The 22256-nt window shown below is 40.1% G+C and carries 20 protein-coding genes, 3 tRNA genes and 1 other annotated feature; of the genes, 7 read left to right on the top strand and 16 right to left on the bottom strand.

Annotation, left to right across the window (positions count from 1 at the left end; all coding sequences use genetic code 11):
• Positions 1-30: 30 nt before the first annotated feature.
• Complete coding sequence (locus MTP24_RS15165) at positions 31-1341, top strand: short-chain fatty acid transporter (protein WP_243531995.1); 1311 nt, start codon at positions 31-33, stop codon at positions 1339-1341.
• Between the two features lie 43 nt (positions 1342-1384).
• Here the strand turns inward: MTP24_RS15165 and MTP24_RS15170 are convergent, their stop codons facing one another.
• The gene (locus tag MTP24_RS15170; RefSeq protein ID WP_243531997.1) at positions 1385-2401 is read right to left on the bottom strand and encodes a site-2 protease family protein; all 1017 of its coding nucleotides are present in this window, start codon (positions 2399-2401) and stop codon (positions 1385-1387) included.
• A gap of 116 nt (positions 2402-2517) precedes the next feature.
• Positions 2518-3594, bottom strand: a complete 1077-nt coding sequence (locus MTP24_RS15175; protein WP_006791371.1) for a hemolysin family protein — start codon at positions 3592-3594, stop codon at positions 2518-2520.
• 84 nt (positions 3595-3678) lie between these two features.
• Here MTP24_RS15175 and MTP24_RS15180 point away from each other — a divergent pair, with 84 nt between their 5' ends.
• Both MTP24_RS15180 and MTP24_RS15185 read left to right on the top strand, forming a co-directional pair.
• Positions 3679-6174, top strand: a complete 2496-nt coding sequence (locus tag MTP24_RS15180; protein ID WP_243531999.1) for a prolyl oligopeptidase family serine peptidase — start codon at positions 3679-3681, stop codon at positions 6172-6174.
• A gap of 183 nt (positions 6175-6357) precedes the next feature.
• Positions 6358-7062, top strand: coding sequence for a response regulator transcription factor (locus MTP24_RS15185; RefSeq protein ID WP_006791373.1), 705 nt, complete (start codon positions 6358-6360; stop codon positions 7060-7062).
• Between the two features lie 33 nt (positions 7063-7095).
• Here the strand turns inward: MTP24_RS15185 and MTP24_RS15190 are convergent, their stop codons facing one another.
• The 7 genes from MTP24_RS15190 to nudE all read right to left on the bottom strand — a co-directional run bounded on the left by MTP24_RS15190 (position 7096) and on the right by nudE (position 11468).
• Positions 7096-8604 (bottom strand): YifB family Mg chelatase-like AAA ATPase, encoded by a 1509-nt coding sequence (locus MTP24_RS15190; RefSeq protein WP_006791374.1) that lies wholly within the window; start codon positions 8602-8604, stop codon positions 7096-7098.
• 34 nt (positions 8605-8638) lie between these two features.
• A complete protein-coding gene (locus tag MTP24_RS15195) occupies positions 8639-9253 on the bottom strand; it encodes a trimeric intracellular cation channel family protein (protein ID WP_243532001.1) in 615 nt (204 codons plus the stop codon).
• Positions 9254-9588: 335 nt separating this feature from the next.
• Positions 9589-9665 (bottom strand) — tRNA-Met (locus tag MTP24_RS15200).
• Between the two features lie 63 nt (positions 9666-9728).
• Positions 9729-9805: transfer RNA gene (locus MTP24_RS15205), tRNA-Met, on the bottom strand.
• Between the two features lie 81 nt (positions 9806-9886).
• Positions 9887-9963, bottom strand: a tRNA-Met gene (locus MTP24_RS15210).
• 136 nt (positions 9964-10099) lie between these two features.
• The gene (cysQ, locus tag MTP24_RS15215; protein ID WP_006791377.1) at positions 10100-10903 is read right to left on the bottom strand and encodes a 3'(2'),5'-bisphosphate nucleotidase CysQ; all 804 of its coding nucleotides are present in this window, start codon (positions 10901-10903) and stop codon (positions 10100-10102) included.
• Positions 10896-11468: an ADP compounds hydrolase NudE gene (nudE, locus tag MTP24_RS15220; RefSeq protein WP_033035276.1), complete on the bottom strand. Its 573-nt coding sequence runs from the start codon at positions 11466-11468 to the stop codon at positions 10896-10898. The genes cysQ and nudE overlap by 8 nt, the downstream gene beginning before the upstream one ends.
• Before the next feature lie 62 nt (positions 11469-11530).
• Here nudE and yrfG point away from each other — a divergent pair, with 62 nt between their 5' ends.
• Complete coding sequence (yrfG, locus tag MTP24_RS15225) at positions 11531-12178, top strand: GMP/IMP nucleotidase (RefSeq protein ID WP_243532003.1); 648 nt, start codon at positions 11531-11533, stop codon at positions 12176-12178.
• A 38-nt stretch (positions 12179-12216) separates the two neighbouring features.
• Here yrfG and dcd read toward each other — a convergent pair whose 3' ends face one another.
• From dcd to MTP24_RS15250, 5 genes are all read right to left on the bottom strand, one after another.
• Positions 12217-12735, bottom strand: a complete 519-nt coding sequence (dcd, locus tag MTP24_RS15230) for a dCTP deaminase (RefSeq protein ID WP_243532005.1) — start codon at positions 12733-12735, stop codon at positions 12217-12219.
• 4 nt (positions 12736-12739) lie between these two features.
• On the bottom strand, positions 12740-13291 hold the full coding sequence (locus tag MTP24_RS15235; RefSeq protein WP_243532007.1) for a hypothetical protein: 552 nt from the start codon (positions 13289-13291) through the stop codon (positions 12740-12742).
• A gap of 20 nt (positions 13292-13311) precedes the next feature.
• Complete coding sequence (gene dut, locus MTP24_RS15240; RefSeq protein WP_243532009.1) at positions 13312-13767, bottom strand: dUTP diphosphatase; 456 nt, start codon at positions 13765-13767, stop codon at positions 13312-13314.
• Positions 13768-13864: 97 nt separating this feature from the next.
• Positions 13865-14233 carry a YacL family protein gene (locus MTP24_RS15245; protein WP_243532011.1) on the bottom strand — a complete coding sequence of 123 codons (369 nt, stop codon included), beginning with the start codon at positions 14231-14233 and terminating at the stop codon, positions 13865-13867.
• A gap of 115 nt (positions 14234-14348) precedes the next feature.
• Positions 14349-14573 (bottom strand): hypothetical protein, encoded by a 225-nt coding sequence (locus tag MTP24_RS15250; RefSeq protein WP_006791382.1) that lies wholly within the window; start codon positions 14571-14573, stop codon positions 14349-14351.
• A gap of 312 nt (positions 14574-14885) precedes the next feature.
• On the opposite strand from MTP24_RS15250, the gene uvrD reads away from it, so the two are divergent.
• From uvrD to MTP24_RS15265, 3 genes are all read left to right on the top strand, one after another.
• Positions 14886-17051: a DNA helicase II gene (uvrD, locus tag MTP24_RS15255; RefSeq protein ID WP_006791383.1), complete on the top strand. Its 2166-nt coding sequence runs from the start codon at positions 14886-14888 to the stop codon at positions 17049-17051.
• Positions 17029-19101, top strand: coding sequence for a GNAT family N-acetyltransferase (locus tag MTP24_RS15260; protein ID WP_243532014.1), 2073 nt, complete (start codon positions 17029-17031; stop codon positions 19099-19101). The genes uvrD and MTP24_RS15260 overlap by 23 nt, the downstream gene beginning before the upstream one ends.
• A gap of 100 nt (positions 19102-19201) precedes the next feature.
• The gene (locus MTP24_RS15265; RefSeq protein WP_243532016.1) at positions 19202-20047 is read left to right on the top strand and encodes a chemotaxis protein; all 846 of its coding nucleotides are present in this window, start codon (positions 19202-19204) and stop codon (positions 20045-20047) included.
• Positions 20048-20095: 48 nt separating this feature from the next.
• On the opposite strand, the gene MTP24_RS15270 is transcribed toward MTP24_RS15265, so the two are convergent.
• Positions 20096-20752: a nitroreductase family protein gene (locus tag MTP24_RS15270; RefSeq protein WP_243532018.1), complete on the bottom strand. Its 657-nt coding sequence runs from the start codon at positions 20750-20752 to the stop codon at positions 20096-20098.
• Between the two features lie 150 nt (positions 20753-20902).
• A protein-coding gene (locus MTP24_RS15275; protein WP_223230517.1) for an IS3 family transposase occupies positions 20903-22122 on the bottom strand; the annotation gives its coding sequence in 2 pieces (ribosomal slippage) (positions 20903-21834 and positions 21834-22122; 1221 coding nt in all).
• Positions 21728-21844, bottom strand: a sequence feature (AL1L pseudoknot). (Overlaps the previous gene by 117 nt.)
• Positions 22123-22256 lie beyond the last annotated feature (134 nt).

Genomic DNA, 22256 nt, shown 5'->3' on the forward strand with positions numbered 1-22256 from the left:
ATCTACAAACAAACACTAAACTGTATTTTTATGCTTAATAGAATAGCCACCCCATTTACAAAACTGGTTGAGCGTTACCTACCCGACCCATTTATATTTGTAATTTTGCTTACACTTATTACATTTACCGCTGCCAGTATATTTACCCCTTCCAGCAGTATTAATGTACTGCACGCGTGGGGCAATGGATTTTGGAACCTATTGAGCTTTGCTATGCAAATGCTGCTTGTACTTATTACAGGCTACATGCTGGCAAGTACACCTCTCATTAGCAAAGTATTAGAGAAACTAGCAACCTTAGCCAACACCGCCCCTAAAGCAATTATATTAGTTACTTTTATCTCACTTTTAGCGAGCTGGCTAAACTGGGGATTTGGCCTTGTTATTGGTGCATTGTTTGCCAAAGCTATTGCAAAACATACCCGTGTAGATTATCGATTATTAGTAGCTAGTGCCTATACTGGCTTTGTTGTATGGCATGGCGGCCTTTCAGGTTCAATTCCGCTAACTATTGCAACACCAGGACACTTTTCACAGGCAAGTATTGGTGTTGTTAGTACAGATCAAACCTTATTTGCTGGTTTTAATATTGCCATTTTGATTGGTTTATTTATTATCGTCCCATTAGTAAATCGCTACATGTTACCCAATGACAACGACAGCGTTTATATCGATCCAACCCTATTAAACACCCGCACACCTGCAGCAAGTAAAATAACGCGTCCTTCACAACATTTAGAACAAAGCAAACTGCTAGGTATGGGCATTGGCTTAATGGGGCTTGCCTACTTAAGCTATTACTTTTTTATCTTTGGTGGTGGCTTAAACCTCAATAGTGTAATTGCCCTGTTTTTATTTTTAGCTATTACGCTACATCAAACTCCTCACAATGTGCTTAATAGCTTACAACAAGCAATTCCGAGTGGTGCGGGAATTGTAATTCAGTTCCCTTTTTATGCCGGTATTATGGCGGTCATGGTCGATACAGGATTAGCACAACAAATATCACAAGGCTTTATTGCCATTGCGGATGCCGATAGCTTGCCATTTTATAGTTTTATTAGTGCAGGACTCGTTAATATGTTTGTGCCCTCCGGTGGCGGACAATGGGCTGTACAGGCACCTATTGTAATACCCGCAGCGCAAGAGCTGGGCGCCGATATATCTCGTGTTGCTATGGCTGTGGCATGGGGCGATGCGTGGACCAATTTAATTCAACCTTTTTGGGCACTGCCCGTATTGGCTATAGCGGGCCTAAAGGCAAGAGATATTATGGGCTTTTGCGTGGTACAACTGATTATTACTGGGGTATTTATATCGCTGGTATTGAGCTTTTATTAATAAAGCTTTGCGCGTAGTTAAAAATTAACTGCGCGCACAATTATCAGCTAGACAAAATTGTCATCGGCAAACTGAGTATTGGATTGTCAGAATCTGCAAAATGCATCATCACTGCTACATGCCCTGCAACTACAAGTGCGTACATAACGGCTGAAAAACCTTGTCCGTATTTATCTAGTGGTATTAAATGCGAGTAATGTCGTCCGCGCCATTCAAATATAATTTCCAATGCGCCAACAAATAAAAAGAACACCAGTAACATTAAGCCAAATGTATAACTAAGCCATAAGCCAAAAAACACACCCAGCAAGCATACACTTAGTCCAATCCATGAGCGCATAGAAAAGCTGATACTCTTTAATACATGCCCACCATCTAGCGGTAAAATTGGCAGTAAGTTAAATAAATTAAGCAATGCACTGAGTACCGCAACACCAGCAAATATTTCCATCTCCGTGGCGTAATATAAAACAACACCCAACACAGAGGTTATTAAGCCAAAAGCAGGCCCCATGAGCGATATGACCACATCTTGCCAGCGGGTTGTTATTTTATCGTCACTGACAGCTAAGCCACCCACAAATGGGATTAAGTAAATACCTTTGGTTTTTATGCCAAAGTACTTCATAGCTCTTACATGCCCATACTCATGCACCACTAAACACGCAATAAGCATAAGCGCAAATTCAATGCTAAATAACCAGGCATACCCGGCACCAGATGCACCTGCCAGCGCAGCCTTTACTACTTTTGCGCTTTTAAATAGTTTAAAGCCTAACGCAGCAAAACCTAAAAAACCCCTTTTAGGTTCACCATTAACTGGGGCTGGTAAAGCGAGCTGGGTAGCAAATTGCTCATCTACAAATAACGAAATACTTTGCTCGGCAGTTGTGCTGGTATCTATGCCTATTAATTTATCTTGAAAGTTAAATTGATAGTAATGTTCTCGAGGAGTATCGAACGCAATAGCTTGCTGGTTATGAAATACTTGTACTATTTGCTGCCCAGAAACCATTAATGAAAATGGCTGATCAGCCAAGGTGAGGTCTATTCTTATCATAATTAAAGCCATTTAAAATAATCGCGCTAGTATACCGTTTGGCTAAAAAAACACGAGAGCAGACGTTAACTATTGTATTTAAGTAACTAACAATAGCTAACGTTGCAAGTGAAAGGTTACTTTTCTTCTTTAGGGTGTTCGTCTTCTTCACTTACAATATGCGCACTGCTGGCCAAACGCTTACGCCAGCGTTGCTTTGCCACTGCACGCATATTGGTTGACTGATCGCGTTCGTCGACTATTTCTAAGCCCATTAGTGATTCAATCATATCCTCAAGCGTTACTATGCCGCGCACTTCTCCGTATTCATCCACGACTAAACATATGTGCGTACGCTGAGTTAGTAGCGTTTGCAATAATGACGATACATTTTGAGATGTGGGTACTGTATAAATTGGTTTGATCAGTTTACTGATTTTATAATCGGTGCCTAAACGATGATACGCTAACATAATATCGTTTTTATGCACAAAACCGACAATGTCGTCGGCATCTTTATCGAATATTAATACGCGGGAAAACGATGACGAACCGTGCTCATTTAAATATTGGTTTACTGTTAAGTCTTTATGTACTTTAAAAATAACTGTGCGCGGCGTCATTAAATCAGACAATTTTGCATGCCTAAAATGCAAAAGATTACGAATAATTTCAGACTCATCTTCGTGCAAAGCGCCCGATTCAGTGCCAATATCGGCCATGGCTTCTATTTCTTGGCGAATATAGTAAGCCTCATCGTGCTTTGGCCCCATTAGGTTTGTTAACTTTTGCGCACACCATACAAAGGGCTTTAGCGAAATCACCAAAAACCGTAAAGAGTAGGTAACACTTGGCGTTAAGGCACGCCAGTAATTAGCACCCAGAGTTTTTGGAATAATTTCAGAAAGAACCAATACCAATAAGGTCATAATTGCTGAGGCAATCCCCACTGCAGCATCAGAAAAAACCACGGCCGCTTGCGCCCCTACACCCGCCGCACCCGCTGTATGCGCGATGGTGTTTAAAGTCAAAATGGCTGCCAGTGGCTGATCTATATTATTTTTTAGTTTTTCAAGTTGCTTAGCAAGCACAGGTTGCTCTTTTCTGAGTGATGCAACATAGCTTGGGGAAATGCTTAACAGCACCGCTTCCATCACAGAGCACAAAAACGAAATAACAATGGCCACAACCATATAAACAATCAGTAAAGTCACTTTTTCTCCTTTATATTGGATATGTGAGCATGGTAACAATACATGCTATATTTGACCAAATACCCAATAATAACAGGCACAATAATGAAATTTAATGCACCTTGGTTTTACCGCAACAAGCAATTTAAACGAGCCTTAGGTTTATTAGCCTTTAGCAGTTTAAGCTTTGCAGCAATTGCTGAACCATTGGACAAATCAAAAATGCAATTTATCGGCCCCTTGGCCGAAGATATGCAATTAAAACCTTTTCAAACGCCGCATGGCTCAGCCATTATCAACAACCTTTTGCCACAATTACAAGCAAACTCAGACAGTTTTTCTATTTTCGGTAAAAAACAAAGCTGGCAGCCATTCAATAAAGTAAGCGCACTCACCCTTGGCGGACTACAAGTACTAAAATTTAATATTGAAACAGAGCGTTTTACACAAGGCACCTTAACATTAAAAGGGATTGAAAAGGGGCAATTATTTATTAATGGCGAACCCCAAAAGGGTGATAAAAACAGTTACGAAATTGCGTTAACTAACTCCACTCATAGCGTTATTATTTTGGCGCAACAAGTCGCAAACTGGAATGATGTGGTGATTGATTTCACCCCTAAGAGTGACACTGATAAAATTACGCTAAATACATCATACACAAAGCGCTTATCAGCAAAGCAACTGTTTGATGCGCCAACCATGAGTAATATATCTTTAGCGCCTAACGCAGAGCAATACATAACCACTAAGCGCACTTACGACGATAAAACTCAAAATCAAGCCAACTTGGTTACCGAGTTAAAAAATACAGATAACTCAACTGTATATCGATTTGAAGATGGACAACCAAGTAACATTATTTGGAGCCCAGATAATCAGTACTTAGTGTATTTATTAAAGGGTGAGCTTAAACAGCTTAATCGTAAAAGCTTAGCCATTAAAACACTGGCAAGCGACTTAGCCGGCGCCAGTGGTTTCACCTTTTTTAACGACACCAGCCTAGTATTTAGCTGGTCAAAATCACCAGAAAGCAGCAACAACTTAACCAAGCATTACAAAGGCCTTCAAGATCGTTGGTCGTATGCGCGCACTACCAGCCAACTTTATATGCTTGATACTAAAAGTGGCTTAACAAAAGCACTTAGCCAAGGCCCGCTTTCTCATAGCTTTGAAGATTTAAATAGTACGCGTGGAAAAGTATTAATGAGCCGTTCGGTTATGGCTATGCAAGCGTCTACTCACCCTGAGACAGAGCTCGTTGAACTGGATATAAAATCAAACAAGCTCTTGTCACTTGGTAAATTTAAAACATTTAACCAAGCAAAATACGCAAACAAAGACGTGTATGTTGTTGCAGGTCCCGACTTTAAAAATGGCGCTGGCAGAGCGTTGCCAAAGTCAATGCTTGCTAATAACTACGACGGACAGCTTTACCTGTTAACTAACAACGGTAAAAATGTTACTGCGCTCAGTAAACAATTCGACCCATCGATTAGTCAGCTAAGCGTGTTAGAAAACGGCGATGCAGTACTTAAAGTGACCGAAAAAGACACTCAGCCATTGTATCTATTCGACCTCAGTAAGCAGCGCTTTAAAAAGTTAAATACCAATGTGGATATTGTAGAAAAATTTAGCGTTTCACATGGGCGCAATTCACAAGTGTTAATCACCGGCACAAGTGCTTTAGCACCGCAACAGCTCAAACGCCTTAATATCAGTAAAAACAAAACCGATCTTATTTGGGATTCAAAACCAATTGCTTATGCTAATACAACAATACCCACCCTTGAAGAGTTTAACTTTACTAATAAAAGTGGCGTTGAAATAACCGGGCGTGTTTATGTGCCAAGTAACCTAGATAAAACTAAAAAGTACCCTGCACTTGTTTATTATTACGGTGGTACATCACCTGTTACCCGTGGTTTTACTGGCCGTTACCCATTTAACTTATGGGCCGAAAACGGCTATGTGGTTTATGTAGTGCAACCTACTGGCGCGACTGGTTTTGGACAAAAGTTCTCAGCACAACACGTCAATGCATGGGGTGATTACACCGCCGACGATATTATCGAAGGAACACAGGCTTTTTTGAAACAATACGACTACGTAGATAACACTAAGGTCGGTAATTTAGGTGCCTCTTATGGTGGCTTTATGACCATGCTATTGGCAACAAAAACCGATTTATTTAGCGCTTCTATTTCCCATGCCGGTATTTCAAACTTAACCTCTTATTGGGGCGAAGGTTGGTGGGGCTACTTATACTCTGGTGAAGCATCTAAAAACAGCTTCCCATGGAATAACGCCAATCTGTATAGCCAACATAGTCCGGTATTTCATGCAGACAAAGTAACCACACCATTACTGCTTATTCATGGTGACAGTGATACTAACGTACCAGTAGGCGAGAGCTTAACAATGTACACCGCACTTAAACTACTAAATAAAGACGTGGAGCTTATTGAGTATAAAGGTGCTGATCATCAAATTTTTGCGCGCGATAAGCGCTTTAACTGGTGGAATACTATGTTGGCATATTTTGATAAAAAACTAAAAGACGAGCCACAATGGTGGGATTCTATGTACGAAAATAAGTAATTTAAACCGGAATTTTATATCTTTATGAAAAGCGCCCTTGAATATGGGGCGCTTTTTTGATTTTTTATAATTATTTTAATATTTTTGAAATATTAAGTTACTTAAAACTAGCATGTAACCCCTTCTCAGTATTTACCTAATGGTGCTACCATACAAAGCTACAAGCATTTAAAATAAAGTACTATGGCTATTAATGTTTTATTGGTTGAAGACGATGAAATACTCGTTAAACGCATTCAAAATCACTTTGCAGAGACCGAATTTACAATAGAAGTAGACTCAACTGGCGCTGATGCATTGAGCATCGTTAGGCAGCGAGTAAACCTGCGTGATGCATTTACCCTCGCTATTATTGATATTGTACTGCCTAAAATAGACGGCCTTCAGCTCGCCAAAGAACTTAACACACTAACAGATATTGGTGTTATTGTGCTTTCTAGTCGTGATTCACAAGCAGATCGAATAGCAGGCCTTGCCCAAGGTGCTGACGACTATATTTGTAAGCCTGTTGATTTGCTTGAGCTTGAACTGCGCATGCGCGCTTTGTATAAACGCGTTGCCGTTAATATGGATAGCGACGAAAGCGAAGAGTTTATTGAATACGCCGACTTTAAATTACACCCCGATAATCGCACCCTTATTACCTCCTCGGGTGTTGAATCACGTTTGACTGAAGCAGAGCACAAAGTACTTATTTGCTTAATAAGTAATGCAGGTAAAGCCACTTCACGTGAAAAAATATCTGAAGAAATAGGCCAACCAGATTGGAGCCCTAACGATCGTACAGTCGATGTTCTTATTGGTCGATTACGTAAAAAACTAAACGATGAAAAAGATCAAAAGCGTATTGTCACTGTGCGCGGTAAAGGTTACATGCTCTCTTTATAGCGGCAAGTAAAAAAAGTTTAGCCTCAATTTTAGCTACTTAGTAAGTTGAGCAATTAAGCGCTCAAAGGCTCTGTAATTTAATGCCTCTTTTAAATCGTCTAAGCTAATTTTTTCATTTCCTTTTAAATCACTAATCGTTCGCGCTACTTTAATAACTCTATGATAAGAGCGCGGCGATAAAGACAGCTTTTCACTGGCCTTAGCTAAAAACTGCAGCTCTGCTGGGGCAAGCTCACAGTGAATACTCATTTCTTTATTATTTAGCCGCGCATTCACTTTGCCTTGGCGTTTTAACTGTATGTAATAAGCTGCTTCTACCCGTGCACGCACTTGTGCGCTGGTTTCTTCTTGTTTAGTGCTTTGCAGTTCAACGCTAGTTAACCGTGGTAGCTCTATTTGCAAATCAATACGGTCAACAAATGGGCCTGATACACGAGATAAATAACGTATAACTTGATCGGGTGTTGCTCGTTTATCGGTATGGCTTCCCGTAGGACTTGGGTTTAACGCTGTAATGAGCTGAAACTGCGCAGGAAACTCCATTTGCCGCGCCGCACGCGAAATAGTTACCGTACCGGTTTCCATTGGCTCACGAAGGGAGTCGAGCACTTTACGCTCAAACTCTGGTAGCTCATCTAAAAATAATACCCCATTGTGTGCCAGCGAAATTTCACCCGGCTTAGGGTTTGATGACCCCCCCACTAATGCAACCGCCGAGCAGGTATGATGAGGATTACGAAAAGGGCGTTGCCGCCAGTTTGTTAAATCGATTGAATGACCAATAATTGAATAAAGTGCGGCAGTTGAAAGTGCCTCATCATCAGACATAGCCGGCATTATTGTGGCCATTCGTTGAGCAAGCATTGATTTACCGGTTCCCGGTGGACCTAAAAATAGCAGATTGTGCCCGCCTGCAGCAGCTATTTCTAATACACGTTTAGCGCCGGGTTGACCTTTTACGTCGCTCAAATCGAGTAAAAAGTCAGGTGCTTGCGTACAGTCTGGATACTCTATATTTAACGGCAACGGCTGTTGGTTTAGTAAATCACCCCATACTTCTTGAATAGAGCTTACCGCTTTACGCTTTACGCCATTTACAAGGCTTGCCAGGCTATCATTAGCTATGGGTAAAAAACAGCAGCGGTTTTGTTCCTTAGCTGCAAGCACAGAGGGCAAAATAGCATTTACTCCACGTACCTCACCGTTGAGTGCAAGCTCACCGTAAAACTCATATTTATGAATATCAGGGCACACTATTTGCCCTGATGCTACCAAAATGCCTACGGCAATGGCCAAATCAAACCGGCCACCGTCTTTGGGTAAATCAGCTGGGGCTAAATTAACAGTAATACGTTGATCAGGAAAACCAAATTGAGAGTTTTCAAGCGCGCTGCGCACTCTGTCTTTTGACTCTTTAACAGAGGCTTCGGGAAGGCCTACAATGTGGAATGCGGGTAAACCAGTTCCTAAGTGAACCTCTACAATAACTTCAGGGGCATTAATACCCACCTGAGCACGAGAATATATACGAGCTAATGACATTCCTTATCCTAATCAATCCTATGATTAAGTAAGTTTAGTCAGGATATTTAAAAACGTGTAATGTGATTTTCCATTTTATTGCTGAAAAACGTAAGAATAATGTCATCAACATTGCCAATACCATCGCCAACTCAGTCACAAATGAAAAATACACACTGAGTGTATAAACAATACCACCCGCAATACAGGTAATGGCATAGAGCTCTCCTTTTAACAACATAGGGATTTCGCGAGCGAGTACATCACGTATTAAGCCTCCAAAACAAGCCGTTATGACTCCCATTATGATTGCAGTCATTTCTGGCATACCTGCAAGTAGTGCTTTTTGAGTACCCATTACAGCAAAAAAAGCCAAACCGAATGCGTCTGCTATTTGAAGTGTGTAATACGGAATAGACTTTTGCTTATTAATAAGCCGAGATGTGATAAGTACAGCAGCTAAAATAGCAAAAAAATAGCTTTGATCATGTAGCCAAAATACAGGAGCGTCTAGAATCACATCGCGAACAGTTCCCCCACCAATAGCGGTCACTGTTGCTAATACTACCACCCCAAAACCATCCATTTTTTTCTCGTAGGCCACTAATGTGCCTGAGATAGCAAACACAGCAATGCCGATTAAATCAAACCAGTGATACAGTTCTGTCATGTAAAAGTACACTTAAAAATATTTCAGCCGTTTTAACATACCCAGCACGAGGTGTTAAGTAATAACGAATTTAAAATGATTGGTATAGTATATGTGGCAAATGTAATAACAGCTTTGCTATTAAGAATTACTGAATTTCAGGCATGATAAAACACGCTTTTAGCGTGTTACTTTAATAGTGTTTTTTATTTCAGTGGTTGCGGGAGCTGGATTTTAATAGATGGCCTTTGCTAGCTAATGAAGAGCTGAGACCGACGAGCTACCCATTTCACTGAATTTTAGGCATAAAAAAACACGCTTTTAGCGTGTTACTTTAATAGTGCTTTTTATTTCAGTGGTTGCGGGAGCCGGATTTGAACCGACGACCTTCGGGTTATGAGCCCGACGAGCTACCAGGCTGCTCCATCCCGCGCCTGAAATATGCATACTTATTTAACGTTGCTTACATTACAACGTGGCGTCCAATTTAAGAAATTGGTTGCGGGAGCCGGATTTGAACCGACGACCTTCGGGTTATGAGCCCGACGAGCTACCAGGCTGCTCCATCCCGCGCCTGTATATTTAAAGTCTATCGACTACTTAATTTAATCTCTTAAGTTAGAGTTTACAGTAACCTCACCCCATAAAGGAAATTGGTTGCGGGAGCCGGATTTGAACCGACGACCTTCGGGTTATGAGCCCGACGAGCTACCAGGCTGCTCCATCCCGCGCCTGTAATTTCTTTAAAACATTTTCGTAATATTTACGAGCCTGCCTTGAAGAGAGCGCTACTATATAGGAATAAACTTATAATGCAAGGCTTTAACTACCTAAAACTGTTCAAGTGAACAAAAAGCAATCAAAACTCTATTCTATACTCGCTCTTTGGTGAGGAGTAATCATTTTTTGAAACTCCCAATCAGGGTGGCCCATTACAATAAAGTCTGGGTTTTCAGTGCTCTCACGTTGGTTATAGGTTAAAGGGTTAAACTCTGCATCAGTAATGCAGCCGCCGGCTTCTTCTACAATAACTTGTGAAGCCCCTGTATCCCACTCACCCGTTGGGCCTATTCTTAAAAAGCAGTCCGCTTTACCCTCAGCAACAATACATGCTTTTAACGAGCACGAACCAACTGCAATAGTTGTAAATTGGCTATTTAAGTATTGACTCACCGATTCAATTTTCTGACGGCGACTTACCGCTAGTGTTAAACTTTCAGGCGGAGCTACGTATATTCGTGTGTCGCTCTTTTCTTCACGCTTAAAAGCACCATTTTTAGCACTCGCAAAGTAAGTAATACCTTTTGACGGCCAATGAATTACACCCAACACAGGGTGGTTATTTTCAATAAGCGCAATGTTTACCGCAAAATCACCACTTTCTAAAATAAATTCACCTGTGCCATCCATGGGATCAAGTAACCAATAACGCTGCCAATCTTGCCTATCGGCTAATGCAGGAATAGGTGTTTCTTCCGACATAATAGGAATATCGGGCGCAAGTGCCTTTAAGCCTGCAACAAGCACATCATTTGCAGCTAAATCGGCTTTAGTTACTGGTGTGTGGTCTGACTTTTCTTGTTGGCCAATATCATCTTTTTTGTATATAGCCATAATGGCATCGCCTGCACGTTCGGCTAATTCAATACAAGGTTCTAATAATTTATTCATCGGCAGCTCCAGATGCTAAGTACTTATCTAATAATAGCAAAGCGGCAACACTTCGTGCTTCGGTAAAATCATCTTGCTCTAATAATGACTGCCATTGCGTTAATGGCCACTTAACAACAACTAAAGGCTCAGGTTCGTCGCCTGGAAGTGTTTGCGGATATAATTGCTTAGCAAATAAAATATGCATGGTGGCATTAAAATAACTAGGTGCCATGGTCACTGTTTTTAATGGTTTAAAAAAGTCTGCACCAAAACCTACTTCTTCTTTAAGTTCTCTATTAGCAGCTTGCTCTGGTGTTTCGCCTGGGTCGATCAGTCCTTTAGGAAAGCCTAGCTGGTAGTCATTGGTGCCCGCGCAATACTCACGCACTAGCAGCATTTCGTTATCAGCCGTTATAGGCACAATCATTACAGCGCCTCTACCACCACCTCGAATACGTTCATACTGACGCTCTTCGTCATTCGAAAATTTTAGCTCTAAAGATTCCACAGTAAATAGGCGACTTTTAGCGACAACATTATTACTTAGGATTTGAGGAGGTGTTGGATGCTTTTTCTGTGTCATTGGCGTTAATTTGCTATCATGGCAGTTGTGCTTAATCATAAACTTTTCACAGGGAAAAGCCCATGCTAAATTGGTCAAAAATCGATACCGTTTTACTTGATATGGACGGAACACTCCTCGATTTACATTATGACAGCCATTTTTGGTTAACTGTTCTTCCACAGCAACACGCCTTAGCGAAAAATATAAGCCTGAGCGAAGCAAAAGAAGATATTTTTAAACGCTACCAAGCTGTAAGCGGCCAAATTGAGTGGTATTGCTTAGATTATTGGGAAGATCAGCTTAAATTACCAATTATGGATTTAAAGCGAGAAACACAGCACCTTATAAAAGTTCGTGACGACGTGCCCTATTTTTTAACGGAGCTAAAAAAAGCAGGAAAAGAGCTTATATTGCTTACCAACGCACATCCAGAAAACGTCATGATGAAATTTGAACACACCGCAATCGATAATTATTTAGATGGTGTAGTGTCGACTCATGAATATGGCGTTAGTAAAGAGCAGCAAAGTTTATGGCACCAAGTGCAAAATGATTTAGGATTTAACAAAACACGTACTTTGTTTGTTGATGACAGCATAGCTGTATTAAATGCCGCAAAAGAATACGGCATTGGACACTTACTTGCGGTTGCTAACCCTGATAGCCAACAACCACATAACGAAATAGCCGATTACCTAAGTGTTACCGACTATCGCACTATTATTTGACTCGGTTTTGGATACATTATTTTTTCGATAATGTTTTTCTAAGCCATAGCAGTTGGGTGCATTGAATTTTGATAGCGCCCAGCATAACTTGATACATCAGTGTCCGTTTCAAAAAGAAATAAAGAAGCTATAGGCATACCTGGTACTAATTTATAGTAAAATTCACTCATATTAATCAATTCCAAAGTAATTTTTCCCCTATACCCAGGATCTATTTGACCATCACAAACGTGAGCAAACAAAAATCCTCGAGCAATTGACCCCTTTGTTTGAACTAATCCAAATTTGTCAGTAGGTAATGCAACTTCTTCTTGAGTACACGCTAGTAATTTCCCATTAGGAGGAAGAATAATATCTTGCCCTTCACCTAATGTAGTTGTTGTCGTTTCCATCCTCCTTGGAGGAGTAAAAGCTTCTCCATCATAAGGTGCATATTTAGTGAATTGATTATCTAAATGAAGCCCTATTGATGTAGTATCAACCACAACATTATGGCTTCGTCTGATTACCGCATTATTTTCAACTAGATCTTTGAGTGCAACCTGTGTAAGGATCATTTCATTAAACCTTCGTAATTAAAATTGTAAGGACTGACGTTATAACAGATACGGCTCCGGTTATTACATGCGGTATATGATTACTAAAGAAATCTTTAAATTTGCTGGTTTCAATTGGCTCAATGTTTACAGCATTTCTTGTGCTATTTCCAACAATTGGATGTTCTGTTGTCAAAAAAGTTAGAGAACAAAATTTATCTTTTTTAAACAGTGACACTTTCTTATTGCCTACGTTAAATACTGGTATATTTAATTCTCCTTCGAATAAAGGATCTACCTTCGTATTTGCAACAAGAATCCCCTTTGCACCAAGGCTTCCTTTAGAAGATAAAAAAGCAAACGCATTATTTGGCATTTTTATCCTCTGCTCTGTACGTATAAGCAAGCAACTATTTGGCGAAATTACTACATGACCAGTAATATTTCTCCACTCAGTATCTCCTGCCTTCTTATAAACATCACCAACACTTAGATCGACAGAGACTTGTTCTGCTGAATCAGTGCATAAAGAAGTTATATCTATACTTCTATTTTCCAAGTCCTTTGCAAGTATCATAAACAGTCCTTATTATTTAGTTAGCTTTTGCCTGAACTACCAAAACCACCTTCACCACGTTCAGTCGCATCAAATTCATTAACAACATTAAAACCTACTTGCACTATTGGTAAAAATACAAGCTGAGCTATTCTTTCACCCACTTCAACGGTGTATGTTTTATCACTACGATTCCAAAGAGAAATAAATATTTGCCCTTGGTAGTCTGAGTCAATCAGCCCAACTAAATTACCCATAACTAAACCATGCTTATGACCAGACCCTGAGCGAGGGATTATAGTAGCGGCAAGGCCATTATCTTTCATATGAACTGCAAAACCAGATGGTATAAGCTCAACTTGCCCAGGTTCTAAAACTAGATCGGCTTCAATACAAGCTCTAAGGTCAATACCAGCAGAACCTTCTGTTGCATATTTTGGTAATGGGAATTCAGTGCCTAGGCGCTTATCTATAATTTTTAAATCAATATTTCTCATTTTCACTTTCTACTTTGAATAAGTTTATAAACAGAATAATACAGATAAAATGCTGAAAGTGCATTGCTGTATATTTTTATTAGTGTGCTCATTATGTTTATCGTGAGATGGTAAACTCATGCCATGAATCAATTAAATCAATGAAGTCTTCAAAACCACAACCACTGCTTAAGTCGTTTTCTTCAAGCATTAAATCATCATCTTGATAGGCAATTAAGTCTTCGCTGTCTTGGTGCAGAGCATGAGCCTCAAATAAGGCCTCATCTTTAGATAAAATTAAATCTATTTCTTGCCCTTTTAGAGTGACTGGCTCAAAACTCGTTTTGACCGACACAATAAGTGCTTGCACCATAGCGACTTTGTCTTTGCCAATTTCTTCGTTTAACCAACGACCTATTATTGCGTGTTCGCTGCTTATTTTAATTCGTAAACCACTAATAGGGTCACGTATAAATTGATATTCCATAGCTATTACTTATTAAACGTTAATAACGCGATTATACCCGTAAATTAGCTGTAACGCCGACCCTAAAAAACAAAATAGCGCCATTGGGCGCTATTTTTGTAAAACGTTTAAATACCTAACTTCGCGAGCGGTATCGTGCCGCATCTATTATCGACCATAAATAAATAATAGGGACTAATACAAAACCAACGAGTACGTAAATAAGTGCGTAACTTATAACAATAGCTAGCGCAAAAAATATAGCCGCTAAAATACGCCCTTGTACTAGTTGTCCTAAACCAGGAAAAAATATATTACACAATGCAGCAATCACATTACCGCCAGACCCTTGATCAGCCATACTCACCTCTGTAGTTAATTAATTTTAAATTTTAGTTATCTACTTACTATCACACTTTATGCCAATTTATTAAAGCTTAAAAATCAGTTAGTTAAATTACGACTCACTAATTACTTTGGTATTTTTTACTAAATATAGGTCAATTTGATTATTTTTATTATTAATTTTAGTCACTTATCCACGCCAAAAACTATCCAGCTGATTGGTTTTAGAGGTTATTTTTATAATAGCTGTTCATAAAAACAGTATTTTATTTAGCCTAACAAAAACACCTGTTATACTGCCCTCAATATTGATTAAAAAGGCGTAACGATGGACGTTTCAGAATTACTCGACGGCTTAAATGACAAACAACGCGATGCCGTTGCAGCCCCATTACAAAACATGCTGGTGTTGGCCGGTGCTGGGTCTGGTAAAACACGAGTGTTAGTTCATCGTATCGCGTGGCTTATGCAAGTTGAACAAGCATCAGCTTATAGTATTTTTGCGGTAACTTTTACCAATAAAGCAGCTAAAGAAATGCGTACCCGCGTTGAAGAAACCTTAAAAGCACCGGTTGGCGGGATGTGGATTGGTACTTTCCATGGCTTATCACACCGTATTTTACGCGCTCATCACCGTGAAGCTAACTTACCAGAAGCCTTTCAAATTTTAGATTCTGATGACCAACTTCGTATGATCAAGCGCTTATTAAAATCAATGAATATTGATGATAAAAAGTGGCCTGCAAAACAGTTTGGTTGGTACATAAGCGCTAAAAAAGACGAAGCACTTCGCCCTAAAGATATTCAAGCTTATGATATAAACGAGCAAATGATGCTGCGTGTATATGCCGCCTACCAGGAAGCGTGTGACAGGGCTGGTTTGGTCGATTTTGCTGAAATACTGCTACGCAGCTATGAAGTATTAAAAAATAACCCGACGTTACTTCGCCACTACCAACAGCGCTTTGCCCACATGCTAGTAGACGAGTTTCAAGATACTAATACCATTCAGTACGCATGGTTAAAGTTACTTGCCGGCGACACAAGCAGCATAATGATTGTTGGCGACGACGACCAAAGTATTTACGGCTGGCGCGGCGCTAAAATAGAAAACATAAAACGTTTTTTAACTGACTTTGATGCTGAAACTATTCGCCTTGAACAAAACTACCGTTCAACCGCAACTATTCTTAAAGCATCTAATGCGCTTATAAAAAATAATTCCGAGCGTATGGGAAAAAGCTTATGGACCGATGGTAACGAAGGCGAGCCTATATCAATTTATGCCGCCTTTAACGAGCTAGACGAAGCCCGCTTTGTGAGTAGCAAATTACGTAGTTGGTTAAATGCTGGTAACGCGTTGCAAGACGCCGCTATTTTATACCGTAGTAACGCGCAATCTCGTGTACTCGAGGAAGCCATGCTGCAAGAAGGCTTAAAATATCGCATTTACGGTGGTATGCGATTCTTCGAGCGTCAAGAAATTAAAGATGCGCTATCGTACTTACGCTTAGTAGGTAATCGCCAAGACGATGCCGCATTTGAGCGCGTTATTAATACTCCTGCTCGCGGTATTGGCGATAAAACATTAAGTCATATACGTGATTGCGCTCGTGCTGAGTCACTTCCGCTTTGGTACGCAGCTAAAGCTATTGTTGAACAACAGCACTTATCAGGCCGAGCAGCTGGCGCTGTAACAAAGTTTGTAGAACTTGTTGAGCACATTGAAGACAAAATTAGCGATCTTACTTTACAAGAACAAGCTAAATATACAATTCAAACCTCTGGCCTTATGGCTATGTACCAAGCTGAAAAAGGCGAAAAAGGCCGTGCCCGCGTAGAAAACTTAGAAGAGCTTATAAGTGCCTGCGATCAGTACGAACTCCCTGAAGAAGAAGAGTTTAGCTCACCACTACAAGGCTTTTTAGCCTATACCTCGCTTGAATCTGGTGAAGGCCAAGCCGATGAGCACGAAGACGCGGTACAAATGATGACGCTTCACTCAGCTAAAGGCTTAGAGTTCCCGCTTGTGTTTATGGTGGGCGTTGAAGAAGGCATGTTCCCTTCGCAGCAAAGTAATGAAGAGTCTGGCCGTTTGGAAGAAGAACGTCGCCTTTGTTATGTAGGCATGACCCGTGCAATGGATAAACTATACATTAGCCACGCCGAAAGCCGCCGCCTTTATGGACAAGAGAAATACCATAGTCCTTCACGTTTCTTACGCGAAATCCCTGAAGACTGCGTAGAAGAAATTCGTATTAAAACGCAAGTTTCGCGACCACCGGCAGCAGGTCGCTTTAGTGCATCGGTAAGCCATGCCGCCTTTGAAGACAGCGGCTTTAACTTAGGTCAACGTGTACTGCATGCTAAGTTTGGTATTGGCACGGTACTTAACTATGAAGGTAGCGGTGCACAATCGCGTGTACAGGTAAACTTTGACGACCTTGGCAGTAAATGGCTAGTAACGGCTTATGCACGATTACAAGCTGTATAAAGCTCACATAAACTCACTAGAAAAAACACTGGTTGGCGCTAATCATCGCCAACTAGTGCTTATTACTGGCAGTACTGTTTGGTGCTACGAGCTGTTAGGTGAATTACTTCAAACTGAAAACACACTCGTCGTTTCTAAAAATAGCACATTAAATAACGCGCAGTGGCCTAATCGTACTCATCAAATTTTAGGGCAAGAATATTCACACGCCGTATATGATGGCTTTAGTGGCTTGCACCCTGATAAATTAGCAGCTATTGCAGGCACTGTAAAAGCAGGCGGTATTTTATATTTACTGCTACCAGAGCTAAGCGAACTTTCAACTTGGCCAGATCCTGCGCTAAGCACAGTGCAGTCTCACGGGTATAAAGTAAGCTATAGCTTTTTTAATGAACGCATTGCCCGCGTTGTGCAATCGTTACCCGCTTATCACTTTAGTGAATTACATGGCTGTACAGGTAATATCAGCAGAGAAAGCTCTGCCAATAAAATAGATTTTGAACCGCAACAGCATTGTGTAGAAAATATAATTAAAGTGGCTCATGGTCGCGCCAATCGCCCTTTACTCATTAATGCCGACAGAGGTCGTGGTAAATCAGCAGCGCTTGGACTTGCTGCCGCCAAGCTTATCGATAAAAAAATACTACTTTGCAGTACACAATTTAAAGCCACTCATAGCAGCTTTAAACATTTAAGTAATGAGTTAAACATACCCTTCGATGGTAAAAGTAAGCAACTTGCTAATTTGCAGTATATTGCTCCAGATTCATTATTAGACTCGTTGCCAGAGTGTGATTTATTACTTGTTGACGAGGCGGCTGCCATTCCTGTTCCTCTGTTATTAAAAATGCTAAAACAGTATCCGCGCATTGTATTTGCAAGTACTTTAGTAGGTTATGAGGGTAATGGTAGAGGCTATACAATTAGGTTTAGTCAGTACATTAAAGCAAAGTATAAAGCCGCTAATATTATCACACTTGATGAACCGTTAAGGTTTGCAAAAGCCGACCCGCTAGAGCGCCATATACGCACTTTGCTCGCACTCGAAGCACAGTACGAAGAAATACAAAGTAATGGCTTAAATAACCTAGTCCACAGTGAAATTACTCAGCAACAACTCACAAATGACGAGCTGTTACTTGAGCAGGTTATTGCATTACTTGCCTTAGCACATTACCAAAGTAGCGTTAACGATTTACGCCAACTACTTGATGCACCCTCACAACGATTGTTCATAACCCAAACACATAATCACTTAGTGGGGGTGTGTTTAGTTACAATAGAAGGCGGGTTACCCCTCGAGCTAACTGAGCAGGTGCTTAAAGGTGAACGCCGCCCACAAGGGCACCTAATGGCACAAACTCTCTCGCAGCTAAGCAGTGATCCCCAGTGCCTTACCCAACTCTCTGCTCGAGTAGTAAGAATTGCTGTTGCCCCTAATCTTCACAGTCAAGGAGTAGGTAAAGCCCTACTGAGTTTTTGCGAATCAAGAGTAAGTAATGAGTGCCATTGGTTTGGTGCTAGTTTTGGCGCTACGGCTGAGCTATTAAAATTTTGGCAAAGCCAAGGGTTTAGCACTATAAAGCTGGGTTATCAAAAAGATAAAAGCACTGGCGAGCATTCAGCACTCGTTGTGAAATGTTTAAACAACAATACGGGTACACTGAAACTATTAAAAGCTGAATTTCAAACCGATATATTTTATGCTTTACTCACACACTTTAAACACCTTGATTGGCAGCTTGTAAATGTACTTTTTTCCTCGTTTACAGATAGACCTATCAGTTCAGACATCAAAAAACGTTTAATACGACAACTTAATAATCACTTTTCTCGATTTAGTATTACAGCTACTATTTGGCAAGTTGTAACTCTGGCACCCTCTGTTGTTAATTGTTTAACGCAAAGTGATAAGCAACTATTAATTAGCTTAATTTTGCAAAATGAAAGCGATGCAAACGTCATTGAGCAATTAAATATACAAGGCAAAAAAGAGCTTGAAACATGCTTTAAACAAGCAGTGTTAAAACTAGCTAAAGCCATCAAATAACTCACCCCCTTAATACAATGATTAATTACCACAGTTACTTAAGCTATTTGGTAGATTTGTTCTATTCTTAATACATTAATGGGTAAATTAAGATAAAGGCATGGAATTAATAAACTTTAAAGTGGGCTGCAAAACCATTTCACTGAAAATACTTGATATCTTATTAACCGAGCGCTTTGATAATAATCTCACAACACTACCAAACAACAACAAAAGCTTTATTGGTGTTAAAGATTATATGGATATCCCTACGCCAGTTTTCGATTTAGGAATTATCTTAAATAATATATCAACAGAGCAAAGCAACAAACATATTTTAAAACAGCTAAGATCCTGGCAAGAAAAACAAACCAAATGGTTTAATACACTCGAAACAAACCTCTTAAATCAATCAGAAAAATTAGTTATTAATGAAACTGAGCTTCAAGACTTTATTGTTTTTTTCCAGGAGTTCAATACAGACAACCCTGATTTGAAGCTTACTATCTCACGCTTTAATGAGCCTTTTGAATTATTACTAGAACAAGCTAGACAAGCTGTAACTGCTCACAGGCAAGGTGAACATAAACAGGTAAGCTATTTACTTAGTAAGATAAAACGTAGCAGTCTTGCTCAGTTAGAGAGACTGTTTGAATCAGCACAAGAGCAAATAACTTTGGATTACAAACCAATTATTGTATTCACAACGAAAGACGGTATAAACCCTCATGTGGGGTTGCTGGTCGATAAAGTTGAAGACAGCCTAGATTATAAAAAAGAAGATATAAAACCATTAGATAAGCTAACTGATATAGGCTTTGATATAGACCCACAAACTAAAGGTATGATGCGAGGCTTAATAAAAATGGCAGAAAATCATAGTGTGCTTATCGATCCAAGTTCCATATTTAAGCCGACTGAACTACAGGTAGAAACTGAAAATACGGAAGCGTATGGCTTATTTTAGACACAAAAAAGCCGAGATAGCCTCGGCTTTTTAATAAAGTTTTTTATGCTATACGGTTGTTATAATATCTTCTACCGCTAAACGCGCCTTTGGCAAACCATGGTTCCAGTCTTCGTCGGTATTAGGGTAACCCATTGCTAGTGCAACTTCACAAATATGACCGTCAAGTTCAGCATTAAACTTCTCACTAATTAGCTCTGGGTCAACGCCTTCCATTGGAGTCGACGCTATGTTCAATCGCGCTAATGTATGCAGCACGTTACCAAGTGCTAAGTAAACCTGCGCTTTAGTCCAACTACCGTTGTAACCATTCTCATCTGTGTTCATTTCAGCGAACGCATATGCACCCATAAAGTTATCACGCATATCTGCTGGTAAATGACCAGAGCTGACTTCTACATCAACACGCTTAGAAAATTTTTCTTTCGTAAACTTAGGATCATAAGCAAGTAATAATGTATGCGATGCTTCTTTAGCATGATGCTGATTAAACTGGTGTTTGTTAGCAAATGTATCGTGTAAGCGTTGTTTACCTTCTTCACTTTCAACCAAAATAAACTTCCAAGGTTGCGAGTTAATTGAAGAAGCTGACAAGCGAATAGCCTCTTTAATTACTTCAATATCTTCATCAGAAATACGTTTTGATGAATCATATTGCTTAGCAGTATAACGATTGTGTAAATCTTTGATAATTTGATGAGCCATGTTTTTCTCCAAAACTTATACTAAGTAAATATTTTATGAAGTTAGTTTAATTGGAAAGGATCATTTTGATAATAGTGAATACAGTTAAAAGACTATATAGAAAATATTGATTGAATCGCCCCGAGTTCATCGGAGACCAGTTTGTTTAAGTCAGGCCACTTTACCTGACTCGTTTAAATTATCATAGTAGTCTGTTTCATATTGAGCTGGTGAAATATACCCAATTGAAGATAATAAGCGTTGATTATTAAACCAATTGACCCACTCTAACGTTGCGTATTCAACAGCATCAACATTCTTCCACGGGCCATTTCTGCGAATAATCTCTGTTTTAAATAATCCATTTATTGTTTCAGCCAATGCATTGTCATAAGAGTCACCCACACTGCCTACAGACGCTTGAATTCCAGCTTCAGCAAGTCGCTCAGTGTATCGTATAGACAAATATTGGCTGCCTCTGTCGCTGTGGTGAATTAACCCTTCGGGGTTGCCACGATGCCAAATAGCTTGCTCTAACGCATCAAGAATAAGCTCTGTGTGCATTGTCGTTGATACACGCCAACCTACAATGTATCGTGAAAAAACATCTATCACGAAAGCGACATAAACAAACCCACTCCATGTGGCAACATAGGTGATGTCAGCTACCCAAAGTTGATTTGGCTGCTCAGCAGTAAATTGACGATTAACTAAATCAAGTGGCTTATCTTGTTGCTCGTCAGGTATCGTTGTCTTATGTGCTTTACCCCGACGAACACCTTGAATTCCCATAACTCGCATCAATCGTTCGACTGTACAGCGGGCGACTTGATGGTCGTCAAGCTGTAGCTGCTTCCATATTTTTCTTGCACCATAAACTGACATATTATCCTCCCACACTTCGCGAATGAGTATTATCAGCTCAGCATCACGCTTTTTGCGGTTAGACAGTCGCTCAGGCTCTCTTTGTATCTGTTTATGAGAATAATACGTTGATGGTGCAATCGGCAATTCCTTGCAAATTGACTCGACACCGTAATGCTCTCTGCAAGCATCAATAAAATCCACTATTACTTCTGTTTGCGGTCGAGCTCCGCTTGGGCGAAAAAAGCGGCAGCTTGCCTCAGGATATCATTCGTTCGCTTGAGCTCTTTATTCTCGCGCTCTAAGACGGCAAGGCGTTCTTCAGTTGATTGCGTATTAGAAGAGGGTTTAGACGGTTGAGCTTGAGATTTCTTGACCCATGCTCTAAGTGTTTCTGGGGTACATCCCAGTTTATCTGAAATCGATACTAGCGCAGCCCAAAGAGAAGGGTATTCATGCTGTTGTGTGGTAACAAGCCTAATTGCACGTTCACGAAATTCTGATGTATAGCGATTTGATTTTTTCATAGTTCCAGTTTCTCAAGTTATTGAGTCTCTGGCAAACACGGGGCGATTCAGATAATTAAAATAGCCTAGGCGACCATTCAATTATTATGTAAGCATGTACTAAAAGTTCGGTATAGTTTGGCCATTTACTAAAT

The organism is Pseudoalteromonas sp. APM04 (assembly GCF_022809815.1).
Taxonomy (GTDB): Bacteria; Pseudomonadota; Gammaproteobacteria; order Enterobacterales; family Alteromonadaceae; genus Pseudoalteromonas; species Pseudoalteromonas marina.